Source organism: Nocardia sp. NBC_01009, from assembly GCF_045208035.1.
GTDB lineage: Bacteria > Actinomycetota > Actinomycetes > Mycobacteriales > Mycobacteriaceae > Nocardia.
Genome location: NZ_CP108695.1, coordinates 2,876,058 through 2,893,157, shown reverse-complemented (window position 1 = coordinate 2,893,157; position 17,100 = coordinate 2,876,058). Strand labels below are relative to the sequence as shown.

The 17,100-nt window shown below is 66.1% G+C and carries 17 protein-coding genes; 4 read left to right on the top strand and 13 right to left on the bottom strand.

Annotated elements, in window-relative coordinates; translation table 11 throughout:
- Nucleotides 1-52: 52 nt before the first annotated feature.
- The 4 genes from OHA42_RS12740 to OHA42_RS12725 all read right to left on the bottom strand — a co-directional run bounded on the left by OHA42_RS12740 (nucleotide 53) and on the right by OHA42_RS12725 (nucleotide 3,301).
- The gene (locus OHA42_RS12740; protein ID WP_406237000.1) at nucleotides 53-1,210 is read right to left on the bottom strand and encodes an MFS transporter; all 1,158 of its coding nucleotides are present in this window, start codon (nucleotides 1,208-1,210) and stop codon (nucleotides 53-55) included.
- A 168-nt stretch (nucleotides 1,211-1,378) separates the two neighbouring features.
- Nucleotides 1,379-2,002 (bottom strand): pyridoxamine 5'-phosphate oxidase family protein, encoded by a 624-nt coding sequence (locus tag OHA42_RS12735; RefSeq protein ID WP_406236998.1) that lies wholly within the window; start codon nucleotides 2,000-2,002, stop codon nucleotides 1,379-1,381.
- A gap of 103 nt (nucleotides 2,003-2,105) precedes the next feature.
- Entirely contained in the window at nucleotides 2,106-2,672 is a 567-nt protein-coding gene (locus OHA42_RS12730; RefSeq protein ID WP_406236996.1) for an NADPH-dependent FMN reductase, read from the bottom strand.
- An 83-nt stretch (nucleotides 2,673-2,755) separates the two neighbouring features.
- Entirely contained in the window at nucleotides 2,756-3,301 is a 546-nt protein-coding gene (locus OHA42_RS12725) for a carboxymuconolactone decarboxylase family protein (RefSeq protein ID WP_406236994.1), read from the bottom strand.
- 366 nt (nucleotides 3,302-3,667) lie between these two features.
- On the opposite strand from OHA42_RS12725, the gene OHA42_RS12720 reads away from it, so the two are divergent.
- Nucleotides 3,668-4,684, top strand: a complete 1,017-nt coding sequence (locus OHA42_RS12720) for a helix-turn-helix domain-containing protein (RefSeq protein ID WP_406236992.1) — start codon at nucleotides 3,668-3,670, stop codon at nucleotides 4,682-4,684.
- 139 nt (nucleotides 4,685-4,823) lie between these two features.
- On the opposite strand, the gene OHA42_RS12715 is transcribed toward OHA42_RS12720, so the two are convergent.
- The 5 genes from OHA42_RS12715 to OHA42_RS12695 all read right to left on the bottom strand — a co-directional run bounded on the left by OHA42_RS12715 (nucleotide 4,824) and on the right by OHA42_RS12695 (nucleotide 7,998).
- Entirely contained in the window at nucleotides 4,824-4,952 is a 129-nt protein-coding gene (locus OHA42_RS12715) for a hypothetical protein (protein WP_406236990.1), read from the bottom strand.
- An 87-nt stretch (nucleotides 4,953-5,039) separates the two neighbouring features.
- Complete coding sequence (locus OHA42_RS12710; RefSeq protein ID WP_406236989.1) at nucleotides 5,040-5,504, bottom strand: DUF5130 domain-containing protein; 465 nt, start codon at nucleotides 5,502-5,504, stop codon at nucleotides 5,040-5,042.
- Entirely contained in the window at nucleotides 5,491-5,766 is a 276-nt protein-coding gene (locus tag OHA42_RS12705) for a hypothetical protein (protein ID WP_366527982.1), read from the bottom strand. Before OHA42_RS12705 ends, OHA42_RS12710 begins: the two co-directional genes overlap by 14 nt.
- Nucleotides 5,767-5,836: 70 nt before the next feature.
- The gene (locus OHA42_RS12700) at nucleotides 5,837-7,441 is read right to left on the bottom strand and encodes an alpha-amylase family glycosyl hydrolase (RefSeq protein ID WP_406236987.1); all 1,605 of its coding nucleotides are present in this window, start codon (nucleotides 7,439-7,441) and stop codon (nucleotides 5,837-5,839) included.
- Between the two features lie 134 nt (nucleotides 7,442-7,575).
- Complete coding sequence (locus OHA42_RS12695) at nucleotides 7,576-7,998, bottom strand: globin (RefSeq protein WP_328410364.1); 423 nt, start codon at nucleotides 7,996-7,998, stop codon at nucleotides 7,576-7,578.
- A gap of 190 nt (nucleotides 7,999-8,188) precedes the next feature.
- On the opposite strand from OHA42_RS12695, the gene OHA42_RS12690 reads away from it, so the two are divergent.
- Nucleotides 8,189-8,923 (top strand): HNH endonuclease, encoded by a 735-nt coding sequence (locus OHA42_RS12690; protein WP_328412803.1) that lies wholly within the window; start codon nucleotides 8,189-8,191, stop codon nucleotides 8,921-8,923.
- Nucleotides 8,924-8,939: 16 nt separating this feature from the next.
- Here the strand turns inward: OHA42_RS12690 and OHA42_RS12685 are convergent, their stop codons facing one another.
- Nucleotides 8,940-9,509: an XRE family transcriptional regulator gene (locus OHA42_RS12685; protein ID WP_328412802.1), complete on the bottom strand. Its 570-nt coding sequence runs from the start codon at nucleotides 9,507-9,509 to the stop codon at nucleotides 8,940-8,942.
- A gap of 79 nt (nucleotides 9,510-9,588) precedes the next feature.
- Here OHA42_RS12685 and OHA42_RS12680 point away from each other — a divergent pair, with 79 nt between their 5' ends.
- Nucleotides 9,589-10,290, top strand: coding sequence for an AzlC family ABC transporter permease (locus tag OHA42_RS12680; RefSeq protein WP_406236985.1), 702 nt, complete (start codon nucleotides 9,589-9,591; stop codon nucleotides 10,288-10,290).
- A gap of 86 nt (nucleotides 10,291-10,376) precedes the next feature.
- Nucleotides 10,377-10,697, top strand: coding sequence for an AzlD domain-containing protein (locus OHA42_RS12675; protein WP_328410360.1), 321 nt, complete (start codon nucleotides 10,377-10,379; stop codon nucleotides 10,695-10,697).
- A gap of 6 nt (nucleotides 10,698-10,703) precedes the next feature.
- Here OHA42_RS12675 and OHA42_RS12670 read toward each other — a convergent pair whose 3' ends face one another.
- The 3 genes from OHA42_RS12670 to OHA42_RS12660 all read right to left on the bottom strand — a co-directional run bounded on the left by OHA42_RS12670 (nucleotide 10,704) and on the right by OHA42_RS12660 (nucleotide 16,817).
- Nucleotides 10,704-11,369, bottom strand: coding sequence for a hypothetical protein (locus OHA42_RS12670; protein WP_406236984.1), 666 nt, complete (start codon nucleotides 11,367-11,369; stop codon nucleotides 10,704-10,706).
- Nucleotides 11,370-11,412: 43 nt separating this feature from the next.
- On the bottom strand, nucleotides 11,413-11,784 hold the full coding sequence (locus OHA42_RS12665) for an acyl-CoA thioesterase (RefSeq protein WP_406239305.1): 372 nt from the start codon (nucleotides 11,782-11,784) through the stop codon (nucleotides 11,413-11,415).
- Between the two features lie 92 nt (nucleotides 11,785-11,876).
- Complete coding sequence (locus OHA42_RS12660; protein WP_406236982.1) at nucleotides 11,877-16,817, bottom strand: NAD-glutamate dehydrogenase; 4,941 nt, start codon at nucleotides 16,815-16,817, stop codon at nucleotides 11,877-11,879.
- Nucleotides 16,818-17,100 lie beyond the last annotated feature (283 nt).

Sequence of the window (17,100 nt, the reverse complement as noted above, 5' to 3'; positions counted from 1 at the left end):
GGCGGCGCGTTGGCCTGAGTGGCGCTCATGGATTTCCTCGGGGTTTCGGCGGTCAGGCCGCGCTGGCGACCAGTTCGATTTCGGGTTTCCTGGTGGGGGTGAGCAGCAATGCCGCGGCCACGCTGAAGGCCAGCCCGAGTGCGAAATAGCCTCGGTAGCTGTCGGTTTGGGCGTGGATGAGACCGGCGACGGCTAATCCCGCGGCGGCGGCGAGTTGATGGATCACCCATGCGGGCGACAGTGTCCGTCCCATTCGAGCGGGGTCGAGACCACGCGAGATGACGGCCATCGTCAGTGGAACGATCGGGAAGGAGGCCGCACCGAACAGCGTGGCAACCGCAATGAGCGCGGCGGGTGCGGTGGACGAAACAGCAAGTGTCAGTGCGACTATGCGCACGAGATAGAGAATGCGGAGCAGGGTTTCCTGGCGGTGTCGACGTTGCAGCCGAACCATGGCTGCGGAGGTGATCCCGGCGGCGAACGCGGCCAAGGCCACCAGGCGTCCGGCCCCGACCACCGACCAGCCCGCCTCGACGGCATGCTTGGGCAGCATCAAGATCACCACGTAGAGGGTCGCCGAGTGCAGGCCGAACGAGACCAGCACCTTGCCCCGGCCTGCCAGTGACTCCCCGCGCCTGGCAACGGCATTGGTGACTCGATCGGCGGGCAGGACGGCCCACAGGATTCCGGTGACCGCGAGCCCGACCGCACCGAGCAGGGCATAGGTCGCCCGGACGCCGACCGGTTCGAACAGCGCGGTCGCCGCCCACGGCCCGATCAGCTGACCCAGGTTGATGCCGACCGCCGCGCGGGTGAGAGCGGGCCCCACCTGGTTTCCGTGCGATCGCCCGATCAGCGTGGTGACCGTCAACGTGGACGAGGCCGCGAAGCCGAGCCCGCCGAGCAGCATGTAGGCGACCACGAATTCCCAGGTCTCACGCACTACCGCAAGTGCGAGGTAGCTGCCCGAGATGAGCGTGAGTCCGCCGATCAACACCAGCGTGGAACCGACGCGGTCGAGCAGCCTGCCGACGAACGGCTGAGCGAACCCTGTCACCGCGGTCCCCAATGCGGCAGCGATCGCCAGCACCGATGGGCTCACCCCGTAGGAGGCTGCGGTCGGTGCGAAGAACACACCCATCGAGAAGTTCAAGCCGAACGACACGGTCATTGCCGCCAACCCGGCCCAAGCGACCTGTTCGTGTCGCATGCTCACCACTTCCTAACTATCTAAACATTGTTTAACGGTTATAGCAAGTGGTGCGAGACCACTTGTGCGGCAATATCAATACCCTCGTGACCGCCGCGTCACAGAACGCCAGGGCCGATGCGTGCCACGCCGCAGCTCAGCGCGGCTCAGTTCGGACGCGGCGGTCCATCACTCGCAGCCGATACTCCCCCGCAGCTTCGCGTTCTCCCGTTCGAGCTCCGCGATCCGGTCCCGCAGCGATTGGACAGCGTCCAGGACTTCTTCGCGTGGATACAGCTCGGGGATGTGCTGACGGCAGTTCCAGTCGAACGCCTCGACCTGGATCAGCACCGCTCGCTCGACGCGCGCCTGGTAGCCGTCGACAGCCAGCGCCGCCATCAGCTCCGGATCATCCACCGCCTCGACAGCTTTGGCCCGTCCGAAGATCTTCATTCGAGTCTTGGCCGAGTAGTCCATCAGGAACAGCGCCACCCGGTCGTCATGATCGAGATTGCCGCGGCTGATGTACTGCCGGTTGCCACGGAAGTCGGCAAACCCGAGCGTCGATGAGTCGATGACCTTCAGAAACCCCCTCGGACCGCCCCGATGCTGGATATAGGGCCAGCCCGTCTCGCCGACTGTGGCCAGGTAGAAGCTGTCGCGCTCCCCGATGAACCACGCCTCGTCCTGACCGATCCGGTCGGCCACCGCGGGCACCTCGGCCATCCGCTCGTAACTGCGCAGGCTGCCGTGCTTGCGCTGATGCTCGCGGACGGCCGGGGTGAACGCCACCTGTGCGTAATGCCCGGTCATCTCGACGACTTTCGCTGCGGACGAATCTTTGACATGTCCGGATTCCCTTCTCGGAAGCGGCTATTCGCGCGCGCTCAGCACGGACTCGCCGCAGCGGCCGACGCTAGCTCGCGCGCTCGATCTTGACGGCGAGTACGGTGAGCAGGCTCTGCAGCAGCTCGATTGTGGTCTCGTCGACGAGGTTGCCCTCGTCGTCGAAACGCTCGTGTGAGCGGAAGGCGATCACCTCGGGCTTCACCACGACGTCGCTCTCGGTCCACACGAACACCTGACGCAGCGCGAGTTGCGCACGCACCGAACCGAAGTTGGTCGGCGCAGCCCCGAGGATCGCGACCGGCTTGCGCAGCAGCGGCAGCCCCTCGGTCTTGGTCCAGTCGGTGCTGACCCAGTCGATGGCGTTCTTCAGCACGCCGGGGATGGAGTAGTTGAACTCCGGAGTGGCGATCAACAGACCGTCCGCCTCGTTGATCCGCCTGCGCAGATCCACGACCGCGGCGGGCCGGTGCTGCGGGTTGTCCAGATCCATGTCGTACGGCGGGATTTCACGAAGCCCCTCGTAGATTTCGATATCCAGGCCGGTGTTGAACTTCTGCGCCGCGCGCAGCAGCGCGGTGTTGTGCGAGTCGGCACGCAGGCTGCCGGAGATGGCAAGGATCTTGAAGGGGGTCATTGTCATTCCTTGTTCGTCGTACTTGGTCGAAACAGCAGGCGCGCTCGGTCTTGCCTCGTGAGCAAGGCCCAGCGGGCCGCTGGTCAGTGCTGGTGGTGGCGCACGACCGGCCAGTCGATATCGGTGTCGACGGCCTTGTTCAGGTAGTTGGTGAACACATTGAGCGCAACGCCTGCGATGACTTCGGTGATCTCACCATCGGTCAGACCGGCGGCCGTCGCGGCTTTCAGGTCGGCCTCGTCGACACCGCCGCGGGTGCGGACCACCGCGGTGGCGAAGGCCAGCACGGCTTCGGCTTTCGGATCGGCGGACCGGCCGCGCCTGTTGCGCTCGATCTCGTCGGCGTCGAGCTTGGCGATATTGGCACCGATGTAGGTATGCGCCGAGAGGCAGTAGTCACAGCCGTTTTCCTCGGCCACCAGCAGCGCGATCCGCTCCCGGGTCGCGGCGGAGAGCTCACCGCCGGCCAGTGCGCTGGAGAAACCGAGGTATGCCTCGAGGACGGCGGGGCTGTTGACCATCGCCCTGGTCATGTTCGGAGTGACACCGAGCGTCTGCTGCACGCGTGCGAGCAGGGTGGCGGCCGCGTCGGCGGCGACATCGGACTGGATGAGCGGCACACGGGACATGAGGAAACCTTCCGTCGAAGCGGAGACAGGGTGATGACCGGTTGAGCAACAGATGCAGCCTAACTGCTAACGATCATATTAAAGGTTAGAACCATCCCGTTGATTCCCATTCCGTAGAAGTTTTTTCGCACTTGCGGCCGTTCGGCCTACATCCATGAATCTAGGGCGCACAGCGACCCCACCCTGCGGACCCGAGACGCCGCGATGCGGACCGAACACGACACGGGGCACCGAGCAGAACGCCATACGACCCCCCAACCCCAGGGCAGGTCCGGACCGAAGCGGACCCGACCGACCGGGATGCGGACTTTTCACGCCAGATATCCCGGATCAGTTGCCCCGACGGGGCCGGATATGCTCACGCCGGTGATAGCCGGCACGGTGTCGACCCAGTTGACTCGACTGCTTCGAACGACTGCCTTGCAGGGCGGTGTCGCACCGGAAGAACTCGCCCACCTGCCGGGGCTGACCCCGGAGCTGCTCGGTGACGACCTGATGCGGGTGCCGGTCGAAACAGCCTTCCGGATCTGGGAGCTGATCGGCGCCCGCGCCGGGCGGGGTTCCGGTTTGCGGGTAGCGGCCGGCGCGAACATCGGCAGCCTGCACGTCTGGGACTACTTGTTCACGTCAAAGGCCACCCTCGGCGCTGGCCTCCAGGCCGCATTCGACTTCCACGCCGCGATCACCGATCCCGCCGTCGGCGTGGAGGTGATCGATACCGGTCGGTTGCTCACCATCCGCTACACCGGGATCGATCCCGACTACATCGTCGCGTCGACAGAAGAGTTCGCCCTTTCTTTGCTGCTGCGGCGGATCCGCGAGGCCACCGGCCGACCGCTCGTTCCGGTCCAGGTGACCTTCGGTCATCAGGTGGACGGGAGATACCAGCACCTCATCGACGCATTCGACACCGGCCGTATCGACTTCGGCGCACAGCACACCGAACTCACGTTCCTCGACGCCGGATCACTGCCCACCGGAGCCGACCCCCATCTCGGCCGCATCATTCGGCAGCACGCCGAGCTAACCATCGCCGCCGCCAAGACCGCGCCCGGCTGGCACGATAAGCTCCGCGCCGCCATGACCGACGCCCTGATCCGCGACCAGCTGAGCCTTGACGTCGTCGCGCACCAGCTGGCCATGAGCCCGCGCACGCTGCAACGCCGCCTCGGCGAGCAAGCCACCAGCTGGCGTGCAGAGGTCGAGGCCGTCCGGCACGCACACGCCACCGCACTGCTGCGCGATACCGGACTACCGATGCAGTCGGTGGCTGCCCGGCTCGGCTACACCGATGCCCGCGCGCTGCGCCGCGCCTTCCACCGGTGGACCGGTCAGAGTCCCGACGCCTTTCGCCGAGCGATCGCGATCACCGCCGACGCCTGACCGAGGGCGAGATCAGCCGTAGGCGAGCCCGTCGCGAACCGCCAACGGCGGCAACCGCTGCCAGCTGCGCACGGCTCGGCACGGTATCCGACGTGAGCGGCAATCGAGCGCATCGACAGGTCGGTATCGATCAGCAGGATCAACGCTCGTTTTCCTGGCGCACCTGCTCGACCTCGGCGCGCCAGATGGTGTCGTGTTCGGCGAAGGGGCACTGCAGGGTGCGCGGGCTCATCGCGGGCCGCTCGGCCACCGGCGTCCAGAGCGTCATTCGCCCGCGCGGGCCGCGGCGCGGGTCACGAGAATCGAACGTTCCGTGTCGGCACGGAACGGGTGAGCCGTTCCGCGCCTTCAGGATTCAGCGACCGATGGCCGCGGCCATAACGCGGACCGCGGAGACGAGACCGTCGATGAGCTCGCCCTGGCGGAAGGAGCTCAGCGCAGCGGTCACGCCGAGCTGGCAGACGCGATCGTTGGCACGGTCGGCGACATCGCTGCCGGAACGGACCTCGATCGCGCGATCGTTGGGCGAGACAGCGATGAGCACCGAATGCGCCGCCTCGGGAGTCGTGGGGAAGATCGCGTCCGCGCCTGCGGCCGGGTCCTCGCCCAGATCGCCGACGTAGACGTTGAAGCGGACCTTGGTCGCCCTGGTCGCCTCGGTGAGCACGTTGTCCACCGTCAGCCGCTCGTCATCGCTGAACGGCGCTTCCTTGAATACATCGCCCGCCTCGTGCACGCCGGAAACCCGACCGCTCGTGGTGATGACGTACCCGTGCGGTAGATCGGCCTCGACCACCGCGGGCCAATTAGAACTTGCCACTTGCCCGGCCTCCGATCAGCTCCGCCTGTGCGGATTCGATAGCCGCATGGGAGCCATGCGGGGTCTCAGCGTGGTGACCCTGGGCGGTCACCTCGTCGGTAGCACTCCACAGCACCGGCGGCTGTGTCCACTTCTGACCGAGGTCGTAGTGGACCGGCTTCTCACCGGCCAGTGGCTTACCGAGAAACGACAATCCGGCGATCGCGCCGTAGATCACCAGCGGGATGCCGACGAAGATCAACACTGTCTCGAGAATGCTCACGGACCAACGGTAGACGATCGCGTGTAGTAGATCGCCTTCTGGTCGACACCGCCCGCCGTTCGTGTCGAAGTCAGACCAGCCAGGCCGCGGCGTTGGGGGGCAGCTGTCCGTTCTCCGGTGGCGCGCTCGCGAGAAGTACGTCGCCGGGCGGCAACGAGATCGGGACGGCCGAGGCATTCAGCACACAGACCAACCCACCAGGTCGCCGGAAGGCGAGGCAACCCGCAGGGCTGCCGTACCACTCGATCCGCGGACCCGCGAATTCCGGTCGCACGCCGCGCAATTCGATCGCCATCCGGTAGAGCGACAGGGTGGAACCCAGTTCTTCCAGCTGCGCCTCCACCGTCAGCGCCGCCCACTGGGGTGGGATCGGCAGCCAGGATGTCGCGGCGGTGGTGAATCCGAACGGCGGTGCGCTCCCCTCCCACGGCAGCGGCACCCGGCAGCCGTCGCGACCGCGTTCGGTGTGCCCGGAGCGTTCCCAGACCGGGTCCTGCAGCACCATCTCGGGCAGATTGTCCACATTGGGCAGGCCGAGCTCGGAGCCGTTGTAGATGAACACCGCGCCGGGCAGCGCGAGTTCCACCATGAACATCGCCCTGGCCCGCGCCACGCCTTCGAAACCACCGCCGTAGCGGGTGACCTCCCGGGCGATGTCGTGGTTGGACAGGGTCCAGGTGGGCACTGCGCCGACCGGCGCGACCGCGGCAAGGGAATTGTCGATCGCCACACGCACGGCATCGGCCGTGAACAGGGTCTGAGCGAGCCGGAAGTTGAAGGCCAGATGCAGTTCGTCCGCACGCACGTATTCACCGAAGCGGATGTTGTCGTCCACCCACACCTCACCGATGGAGACCGCGTCCGGATATTCGTCGAGCACCTTGCGGATGCGGCGGTGAATATCGTGCACACTCGGATTGTTGAAACGCGGGTCGCTGTCGTCGTTGACCAGCAGTTTGGTCTGTACGAGCGCCATGTCCGGCAGTCCGTCCGGCTTGGCCATCCCGTGCGCGACATCGAGCCGGAAACCGTCGACGCCCCGATCGAGCCAGAACCGCAGCGTCTCCTCGAAGTCGGCGGCCACCTCCGGGTTTTCCCAGTTCAGGTCCGGCTGCTCGGCCGCAAAGATGTGCAGATACCACTCGCCTGGCATGCCGTCGGCCTCGATGACCCGAGTCCAGGCCGGCCCACCGAAGATGCTCGGCCAATTGTTCGGCGGCTGCGCGCCATCGGGACCTCGACCGGGACGGAAGATGTAGCGGGCGCGCTCCCGACTGCCGGGCGCGGCGGCGAGTGCCGCGATGAACCAGGGATGTTGGTTGCTGGTGTGGTTCGGCACCAGATCCATGGTGACCTTGAGGTGGCGGCCGTGCGCCTCGGCAATCAGCGCGTCCATCGCCGCGATGCCACCGAACAACGCGTCGATATCGCGCGGATCGGCCACGTCGTAGCCGCCGTCGGCCATCGGCGAGCGCATCACCGGACATATCCACAGCGCGTCGACGCCGAGTAGTTCCAGATAGCCGAGCCGCTCACGGACACCGCCGAGATCACCGATGCCGTCACCGTCGGAGTCCGCGAAGGATCTGGGGTAAACCTGGTAGAACACGGCCGACCGCCACCATGGTTGCGTGGTGCGATCCACCGGCGCCGGAACGGCTGGTGTATCAGTCACACCCGCAATAGTGCCAAAACTATGCGGCAAAATCGCTCAGGCGGCGCAGTGTCCTCGACATCGGGCAAATCACCAGCATTCACCGACGCAGGTCGAAAACCCTGCCGCCATCCTCATACTCGACAGGAACCGCCTCAGAAGGTGGCGTTCATCAGCGAATTCGCCGCCATCTCCAAGTAGTCGAGCAGCGCCTTGCGATGCTCGTCGTCGAGCGTCGCGGGCTCTATCTCCGCCACGCCGATGTGCATGCAGCGCAGCCATGCGTCGCGTTCCACCGGACCGATGGTGAAGGGCATGTGCCGCATCCGCAGCCGCGGGTGCCCGCGCTCCTCGGAGTAGGTGCGTGGACCGCCCCAGTACTGCTCGAGGAACATCCGCAGTCGCCGCTCGGCCGGACCGAGGTCCTCCTCCGGGTACAGCGGACGCAGCACCTCATCGGTCGCCACCTCGCGGTAGAACGCGGCGAGGATCCGCTGGAACGTCTCCGCACCACCGACCGCCTCGTAGAACGACTGTTGTGCCGTTTTCTGACCCGCCGCTTGCTCGCCGGAAGTCATCAGGTCCTCTCGATCGGTCCGAATCCACCGCAGTCCATTGTGCCCGCGTCACGAATACGCGGCCCTTCAACCACAGTTCATCCGACATTGTGCGAAATCACCGTGCAATAGCCGTCGTTCCATGGTCAACTGGGTGGCAGTGTCTGCCGAGATACCACATGATCTTGAAATCAACGAAATCGGGGTCCCCATGAAGCAGCGGCACGGCCGATCACACGAGGCCAGGACGCACCGACAACTCCAGCCCGCCGACGTCCACAATCGTGGGTCGGGGGCTACTCCGCTGCACATTTTGTCCGATCACTATCCGGGTGCACATCGCACCGATGAGATTCCTCATCACGGTGACCCCTCCCATCACGGTGAGCATGGTCACTATCTCGCGTCCGTCCCGAGCGACGGCACCAACTGGTTGAAGCGCCGGGTGCTGCTTCTGAACGCCACCTACGAGCCGCTCACCGCCCTGTCCGCGCGCCGCGCCGTCGTCCTGCTCATCTGCGCCAAGGCAGACACCGTCCACCACGATCCCGAGGGCTCTGTAGTCCACTCCGCCGAAGCTGCCGTCAGCATTCCGTCGGTGATCCGGCTGCGCAGCTACGTGCACGTGCCCTATCGAGCCCGAGTTCCGATGACCCGCGCGGCCCTCATGCACCGCGACCGCTACCGCTGTGGCTATTGCGGCGGCAAAGCGGAGACCATCGACCACGTCATCCCGCGCAGTCGCGGCGGCGAGCATTCCTGGGAGAACTGCGTCGCCAGCTGCGCACCGTGCAATCACCGCAAGGCCGACAAGTTGCTCAGCGAACTGGGTTGGACGCTGCGCTCACCGCTGGTCTCACCGAAGGGTCCGCACTGGCGGCTGCTGTCGACCACCGCCGATCTCGACCCGGTGTGGTTGCAGTATCTCGGCGAAGGCGCCGCCTGAGCGGCGACCGCTCGGCTCACGTGTACTCGGCCACCAGAATTGCCCAGGTGCCCGGTTCGAGTGCCTCGAAAACATGCGGGACATCGCCCGGGTAGGAGATGTAGTCGCCGGGGTGCAGTTCCACCGGCGCGTCGATGAGGCCGACGAGCGCCCGGCCGGTGGCGAGCAACACGTGTTCGACGACACCGGGAATGTGTGGGTCGGATCGGCGTGCATGCCCCGGCTCGGCCGTGATCCGGAACAGGTCGCGGCGGGAACTGATCGGCGCCGCCGCGAGCAGGGTGGCGCGGTAGTCGGATTGTTCGGCGACCACCACCGGCCCCTCCCCCGCACGAATCACCTGAACGTTGGGGCGCGGCGGGTCGAGCAGGCGCGAGAAGGGCATATCCAATGCGACACACAACGCCCAGAGCGTCTCCAGACTCGGATTGCCGGTGCCCGATTCCAGTTGGGACAGAGTCGATTTCGCGATGCCCGCCCGGCTCGCCACCTCGGTGAGCGACAGGCCGGCCCGCGTGCGTTCCCGGCGCAACGAGGCGGCGATCACCGCCTGCGGCGTCGCCACCGTCGATTCTTCCGGCACCATGCCCGCTCCCGTCGAGTAGAAGACCGCCCAACAGAAAACCATATTGACGAACGGCTCGACCATGTTCAGTATAAGAAACATGCGTTCGATATGGCGAACACTCGATCGGGGCACGCTCTCCGGCATCGCGGCGGTGTGCGTTGCGGTCGCACTGATCGGTGTTTCCTACGGCGCAACGGCCGTGACCTCAGGTTTTCCACTCTGGCTTCCCATTGTGCTCGGTGTGCTGATTCTCGCGGGCGGCTCGGAATTCCTGTTCATCGGCATCGTCGCCGCGGGCGGCAGTCCGATCGCGGCGGCATTTGCCGGACTGCTCGTGAATGCCAGGCATGTGCCCTACGGCTTGTCGATTCCGGACGTGGTCGGCACCGGCTGGCGGCGGCCGATCGGCGTGCATGTGATGAACGACGAATCCGTCGCACTGGCCATGGCACAGCCCGACGTCGCCCGCAGGCGGGCCGCATATTGGATCAGCGGGCTCGGAGTGCTCTTGGCCTGGCCCGGCGGCGCCGCGATCGGCGCGGTGATCGGGACTGTGGTTCCCGACACCTCGGTGATCGGGCTGGATGCGGTATTCCCCGCGGTGCTGCTCGCACTGGTCGTTCCTGCGCTGCGGGCCAGAACGGCGACCATGCGCGCGGCATTGTTCGGTGCGGCTGCCGCCGTGCTCAGTTCGTTGTTTCTGCCCGCGGGCATGCCGGTACTCGTCGCACTGATCGGCGTCGTCTTCGCCGCGTGGGACCGGGGCGAAGCCGCCGCGCCGGAACCGAGCATCGAATGAGTGCACCTTCGGCACTTACGTCCGACCCGAACATGTTGGATAACAATAGCTTTCGACAGCGCGCGGCTCGATAGGCGGATGTGCACATGATGTCGCCGTTATTGCTTGCTGCCGCACTCGTGCTCGCGGTGGGAACCTACGCGTTCCGGTGGGCCGGGCCTGCGTTGCGGACTCGGATCCGATTCCCCGCTCGGGCAACGGCATTGCTCGATACGGGCGCGGTTGTTCTGCTCACCGCACTGGTGGCGATCACCACCCTGCCCGTCGGATCCGGCCACCTCGGATTCGCCCTGCCCGCAGGGGTTCTCGTCGGCGGCCTGCTGGCCTGGCGCAGCCAACCCATGCTCGTGGTCATCCTCGCGGCGGCGGGCACAACCGCCCTGCTTCGCTTGGTGGGCGTCAGCTGATATGAGTCAGCTGGGGGTGAGCGGGATGGCGCCGCCCATGCGGCGGGCGACCGAGCCATAGCGGGCATCGATGCGCAACCAGGTTTTGGTGGCGCGGACGCGGACTATTTCGGTGGGCAGGATGCGACGGGAGTCGGCCTTATCACCGGAGTGTGGGATGAAATCCATTGCAGTGAGGGCGAAGACGACTCGCATCGGCACCTCCACCTGCAGGTCCGCGGCAGAGACGGTCAGCACCGTCTGGTCGAGCAGCGAGGCGGGCGGCCCGTGGCTGCTGCCGTGCTCCTTGGCCAATTGCGCGCCTTGTTCGGCGAGTTCGACCAGGGTGCGGGCGGGCACATCATCGACGTGGACGAAACCTTCGGTGGGTGGCAGGGCGCCGCGCCAGGCCGAGTCCATCGAGTAACCCAGGTCGATGGGACTTCCGGTGGCCAAGCCCGCAAGCACCAGATCGGCGCCGACGGTGACATCGTCGACGCCGAGCTCGGCGACCACGGTGCGCGCGGCCAGCGCTTCGAAACCCGTTGCCACCCAGCCGGACACGAAACGATCCCCGCGACGGCGCAACCGCACCACCGTCGCGGGGTCCAAGCGCACCGCCCTGGTGAGAAAAGTTGCGAGGTTCTCTCGCTCGGCTGGATCGGACACTTCCAGCACGCGTTGCCCGGACATCACGCTGTTGTCACCACGCAGCTGTCACCGATTGCGCGACCTTTCACTCCATCCACTCGGCGAGGTAATCGCGCTCGGTGTCGGTGATCCGGCGCAGCCGCTGCTGCTGGATGTCGAATGCCGCGATCTGCGTCGAGGCGATCACCGCCGGCGGTGAGTCCTGCGCGGCGCCTGCCGCGCGCACCTCGTAGCCGATGGTGAAGTCGACCGCGCGCAGCTGCTCGATCCACATGGCGATATCGAGCGGGGTGTCCTCGTGACGCAACTGGCCGCGATAGCGCACCCGCAGGTCGGCGAGCACGCAGCCCTCTCGCAATGGCGCGGTCGGGCGGCCGTCCTCGAACAGCCACGGGATCCGCGCCTCTTCCAGCAGCGTCACCATCCGGGCGTGGTTGACGTGCTGGAACACGTCCATATCCGACCACCTGACGTCTACCTTGGCGTGGAAGCGCTTCGGCAGCACGATGCTGCTGCCGCGCGCCGACCCGCTACCGTTCAACGAACTCGTCAACGTGGTACCTCCGATTGGGCGCCCACCCCGCTCACCATGCTTCGCACTTGCCGCGCTGCAACCGACAACGTGGCGAGATCGTGGGTTCCGGACTCGAACAATTCCGACAGTGCGGCACGGGCACGCCCGAGCCGCGACTGATTCTTCGACTCCCAGTATGCAATCTTCTCGTCGGCAGTCTCTTCCGGGTCACCGCCGGAGAGCACGTCGAGGGTCAGCGAGCGCAGCGAGCCGTACATGTCGTCGCGCAGTGCCAGCCGGGCGAGTGCATGCCAGCGATCACCGCGTTCCAGGTGGCTGACGGCCTGCAGCAGCCAGTCGATCTTCAGGTGTTCGTTCAGCGCGTAGTACAGCGAACCGACCTCGTCGCCGCCGCGATCGGTGATGTCTGCGATATCCAACACATCCAGCAGCGGGAAAAGATTCAGCAGGCCGAAGATCTCGGTGGCCAGATCGGTTGGCGCGCCTCGGGCGATCACTTCCGCCGACTGATCGGTCAGCGTCGTGACGTGGTGACCGCGCAGCCAGCCGGGGACCTGCGGTGCCAGCTCCCGCACGCCCCTGCTGTACCTGTTGACCTCCGCACCGACCGCGATCGGCTGCGGCCGGTTGCTCAGCAGCCAGCGGGAGGCACGGTCGAGGATGCGCTTGGTTTCCAGCTCCAGTTCGTCACGGACCGCGACCGAGGCGTCGGTGGCGCGGATTCGCCGCCATACGTCATGCAAGTCGAAGATCTCGGTGGTCGCCGCGAACGCGCGCACCGCGTCGGTCGTGGTCGCGCCGATCTCCTCACTCAGCCGATGTGCATAGGTGATCCCGCCGTAGTCGACCATCTCGTTCACCACCACCGTGGTGACGATCTCGCGCCGCAGCCGGTGCTTCTTGATCGCGGTGCCGAACCGGCCGCGCAGCGGCGTCGGGAAGTAGTCGGGCAGCCGGGCCGCGAAGTAGGTGCTATCGGGCAGGTCGGTGTCGAGCAGATCGGCCTTGAGCGAAAGCTTCACGTGCGCCATGAGATTGGCGAGCTCGGGGGAAGCAAGGCCGGAACCCTCCTCCATCCTGCGCTTGATCTCGGCATCCGAGGGCAGCGCTTCCAACTCGCGGTCGATGCCACGGCGTTCCTGCAGGTGTTCGATGAGGCGATGGTGCACATTCATCATGCGCGGCGCCTCGGCCCGCGAGATGCCCATCAGGTAGTTCTGGGACACATTGTCCTGCAACACCATCTGCGCGACCTCGTCGGTCATCGAGGCGAGCAGCGGATTGCGGTCGGCCTCGACCAGCTGGCCCCCGCTGACCACGCCGTCGAGCAGTACTTTGATGTTGACCTCATGGTCGGAGCAGTCCACACCCGCCGAATTGTCCAGGGCATCGGTGTTCATCTTGCCGCCGTTGCGGCAGAACTCGATGCGGCCGAGCGCGGTCGCGCCCAGGTTGCCGCCCTCGCCGATCACCTTGACCCGCAACTGGTTTCCATTGACCCGCACCGGATCGTTGGACTTGTCGCCAACCTCGGCGTTGGTTTCGGTGCTCGCCTTGATATAGGTGCCGATGCCGCCGTTCCACAGCAGCCCGACCGGTGCGAGCAGGATCGCGCGCACCAGTTCCGGCGGTGACAGCGCCTCCACCCCGTCGGCCAGGCCGAGCGCCTTGCGCGCCTGCGGGCTGATCGGAACGGACTTCACCGTGCGGTCCCACACGCCACCGCCCTCGCTGATGAGCGAGGTGTCGTAGTCGGCCCAGGAGGAGCGGGGCAGCTCGAACATCCGCTGCCGCTCGACGAAGGAGCTGGCCGCATCCGGGTTCGGGTCCAGGAAGATGTGCCGATGGTCGAACGCCGCGACCAAGCGGATGTGCTCGGAGAGCAGCATGCCGTTGCCGAACACGTCGCCGCTCATATCGCCGACGCCGACCACGCTGAAGTCCTGGGTCTGGGTGTCGATGTCCATCTCTTGGAAGTGGCGCTTCACGCTCTCCCACGCGCCCTTGGCGGTGATACCCATCGCCTTGTGGTCGTAACCCGCCGAGCCACCGGAGGCGAAGGCGTCACCGAGCCAGAAACCGTAGCGCTGTGCGACGTCGTTGGCGATGTCGGAGAACGTCGCGGTGCCCTTGTCCGCGGCGACCACCAGATAGGTGTCGTCGCCGTCGCGGCGGATCACCCGCTCGGGCGGCAGCACAGCGCCGGTCGCGAGATCCACGTTGTCGGTGACATCGAGCAGGCCGGAGATGAAGGTGCGATAGCAGGACACGCCCTCGGCACTGAGCGCCTGCCGATCCACGCCGGGATCCCCGGTGGCCGTAGGCGGCTGCTTGACCACGAAACCGCCCTTGGCCCCAACCGGGACGATGACGGCGTTCTTCACCGCCTGCGCCTTCACCAGACCGAGGATCTCGGTGCGGAAATCTTCCAGACGGTCCGACCAGCGCAACCCGCCGCGCGCCACCGGCCCGAAGCGCAAGTGCACGCCCTCGACCCGTGGCGAGTACACGAAGATCTCGAATTGCGGCTTGGGCTTGGGCAATTCGGCGATCTCGCGCGGCTCGACCTTCACCGATATGTACGACCGCGGTGTGCCCTCGGCGTCGGTCACGTAATAGTTGGTCCGCAGCGTCGCCTTGATCAGCGACAGGATGGCGCGCAGGATGCGGTCGGCGTCGAGGCTGACGACCTCGTCGATGCGGCCGCGCACCTGGGTCTCCAAGTCGCCGACATGCAACGACGTTTCGGTGTCCGGATCGAATCGGGCCGCGAACAGGTCGACGAACAGCCGCGCGATGTCCGGATAGGTGAGCAGCACCCTGGCGATATTCGCCTGGCTGTACGGAAAATCGGCCTGCTGCAAGTACTTCGAGTACATGCGCAGAATCGACACCGCACGCCACGGCAGCCGGGCGCGCAATACGAGTTCATTGAGCGCGTCCGCTTCGGCGCGGTCGTACCAGACGGCTTCGAAGGCCTCGGTGAACCGCTCGCGCAGGCCACGCACCTCCGATGCCAAGGCGGCGACGCGGGCCGAGGACTCCAGCAGTTCCGCGTCCAGGTCCCGATCCAGGGAGCTGCGCAGCAGCTCGGGCCTTGCGACAAGGCCGAAGTCGTAGATCCAGCGTTCGACAGCCTGATCGCCGCTGGGCGGTGCGTCGAGCTGGACCTGGTACGGCCGCTCGTCGACCACCTCGACACCGAGGCTCTGCAGTACCGGAAGCACCTGACTCAGCGACACCCCGGTGCCGCCGATGTACAGCGTGAACCGCCAGGAACCCGGGTCCGAATCCGCACGGCGATACAGGTTCTGGTCGATGGAGCCTTCGGAGAGCCGCTCCAGTCGGACGACGTCGAACAGCGCACGGTCCGGTGTGAAGTCCTGCTTGTACCCCTCGGGGAACGCCTCGGCATAGCGCTGGACAACACCGGGATCGAGCACCGTCGAGGTGCTCACCTCATCATTGAGGTGGTCGTCCCAGGTCCGGCTCGCCTCGGCGAGCAGCTTCTGGATGCGTAGGCGGTTGTCCTCGGAGGTGTCGGCAACCGCCTCGGAGGTGCGCGGCACACCGAACTCGGCCTCCGGCATCCGCACCGTGAAATAAACGCTGGCCAGCTCGCTTTCACTGACCCGCGCCGAATAGTCGATGGAGACGCCGCCCAGTTCACGCACCAGGATTTCCTGCATCTCCAACCGCACCCGTGTGGTGTAGCGGTCCCGGGGCAGATAGACCAGGCAGGCGACGAACCGGCCGTAGCCGTCCGAGCGCAGAAACAGCCGAACCTGTCTGCGCAGGCCGACATTGAGCACCGCGGTCGCTGTCCTGCGCATCGTCTCGGCGTTCGAGGAAAACAGCTCGGTACGCGGGAACGACTGGATGACCTCGAGCATCGCCTGCCCGGAGAAGGAGTCCAGATCGAACCCGCTCTCCTCGATGACCGAACGCACCCTGCGCTCGATGACCGGAATGTCCAGGACGTTCTCGTGCACCGCCGTCACGGTGAAGACACCGATGAACAGATGCTCACCGATGATGGTTCCCGCCTCGTCGAAGTCCGCGACGCCGACGAAGTACGGGTACACCGAGCGATGCACCGTCGCGGGCACCAAGCCCTGGGTCAACATCAGCAGTGGCCGCTCGCCCGCGTTGACGGGCACCCGGAAATCGGTGCCGACATCGGGACGCAGCACGCCGAGGCAGGTGCCCGGCAGTGCGGCCGACACGGCCTGGCCCTCCGTGATGCTCTGCCGGTAACGGGCATAGCCGAGTACGGTGAAATTGCCACTGGCCAACCAGCGCAACAGGTTCGCGCAGTCCACCAGGTCGGTGCCGGAGAAGGGCGCGGTGCCGGCCTTGGCCGCGATTTCCAGCTCGTCGGCCAGCTTGCTCTGCACGTCGCGGATGGCTTCGGTGTCACCGGTCACCTGGCGCACATCGGCGATCACATCCGGCATCGCCCCCTCGATCCGGTCAAGCAGCGCCCGGCTGGTCGAGGGATGCAGCTGGATGTGCATCCATGATTCCTGCAGCCCGGTATTGCCGTTGCCGTCGACCTCGTGCGGCACCGCCCTGAGCAGTCGGCCCTCCGCGTCGCGCTCGACCTCGAAGATCGGGTGGATCACCTCGCTGACGCTGACGCCCATCCGGCTCAGTGACGAGGTGATCGACTCCACCAGCAGCGGCATATCGTCGGTGACCAGCTGCACCGCGGCGCCCAGCCCGGATGCGTCGTCCGGGTGATACACCCGAACCAGCGCCCGACCGGCCGAGCGGGTCATCGCCAGCTCTGTGTGCCGTCGGAAGATCTGGGTGATACCGGTGATCGCGCAGTCCACATCGCCCGCGTCGACGTGGCGGAAATACGCCTCCTCGAGTGGCCCGAGGTCGCCGCGCAACGCCTGCGGCAAACTCGCGGCCCACGCCGCACTGGACAATTCGGACGAGACCGTCATTTTTTCGCCAACTCCCTCGGATTCGGTTCCGCACCAAAGTGACGCCGGTCCGAGAGTAGCTGCGAGTCGCGGACATAGGGGTGAATTCCCTTTCGAACCCAGGGTGTTCACCGCGAACGCGAGGTTCGCCACTCGATTGCCGCAGTCGACGATCCCGGCACGGCAACCGATCGGACCGACGAAGTTATGTAGCCGCGTCGGCGATAAAACCTAACCAGTCCTCGGACTGCGCCTTCGCATGCACAGATCCCACCCTAACCAGATCCGATCCGTGGCGCGGGCC

What these genes read in the sequence shown, in the direction of transcription:
- OHA42_RS12740 (WP_406237000.1), bottom strand. Translation starts at nt 1,210, where the DNA reads ATGCGACACGAACAGGTCGCTTGGGCCGGGTTGGCGGCAATGACCGTG.
- OHA42_RS12735 (WP_406236998.1), bottom strand. Translation starts at nt 2,002, where the DNA reads ATGACCGGGCATTACGCACAGGTGGCGTTCACCCCGGCCGTCCGCGAG.
- OHA42_RS12730 (WP_406236996.1), bottom strand. Translation starts at nt 2,672, where the DNA reads ATGACCCCCTTCAAGATCCTTGCCATCTCCGGCAGCCTGCGTGCCGAC.
- OHA42_RS12725 (WP_406236994.1), bottom strand. Translation starts at nt 3,301, where the DNA reads ATGTCCCGTGTGCCGCTCATCCAGTCCGATGTCGCCGCCGACGCGGCC.
- OHA42_RS12715 (WP_406236990.1), bottom strand. Translation starts at nt 4,952, where the DNA reads ATGACGCTCTGGACGCCGGTGGCCGAGCGGCCCGCGATGAGCCCGCGC.
- OHA42_RS12695 (WP_328410364.1), bottom strand. Translation starts at nt 7,998, where the DNA reads ATGACTTCCGGCGAGCAAGCGGCGGGTCAGAAAACGGCACAACAGTCG.
- OHA42_RS12690 (WP_328412803.1), top strand. Translation starts at nt 8,189, where the DNA reads ATGAAGCAGCGGCACGGCCGATCACACGAGGCCAGGACGCACCGACAA.
- OHA42_RS12685 (WP_328412802.1), bottom strand. Translation starts at nt 9,509, where the DNA reads ATGGTGCCGGAAGAATCGACGGTGGCGACGCCGCAGGCGGTGATCGCC.
- OHA42_RS12680 (WP_406236985.1), top strand. Translation starts at nt 9,589, where the DNA reads ATGCGTTCGATATGGCGAACACTCGATCGGGGCACGCTCTCCGGCATC.
- OHA42_RS12675 (WP_328410360.1), top strand. Translation starts at nt 10,377, where the DNA reads ATGATGTCGCCGTTATTGCTTGCTGCCGCACTCGTGCTCGCGGTGGGA.
- OHA42_RS12670 (WP_406236984.1), bottom strand. Translation starts at nt 11,369, where the DNA reads ATGTCCGGGCAACGCGTGCTGGAAGTGTCCGATCCAGCCGAGCGAGAG.
- OHA42_RS12665 (WP_406239305.1), bottom strand. Translation starts at nt 11,784, where the DNA reads ATGGACGTGTTCCAGCACGTCAACCACGCCCGGATGGTGACGCTGCTG.
- OHA42_RS12660 (WP_406236982.1), bottom strand. Translation starts at nt 16,817, where the DNA reads ATGACGGTCTCGTCCGAATTGTCCAGTGCGGCGTGGGCCGCGAGTTTG.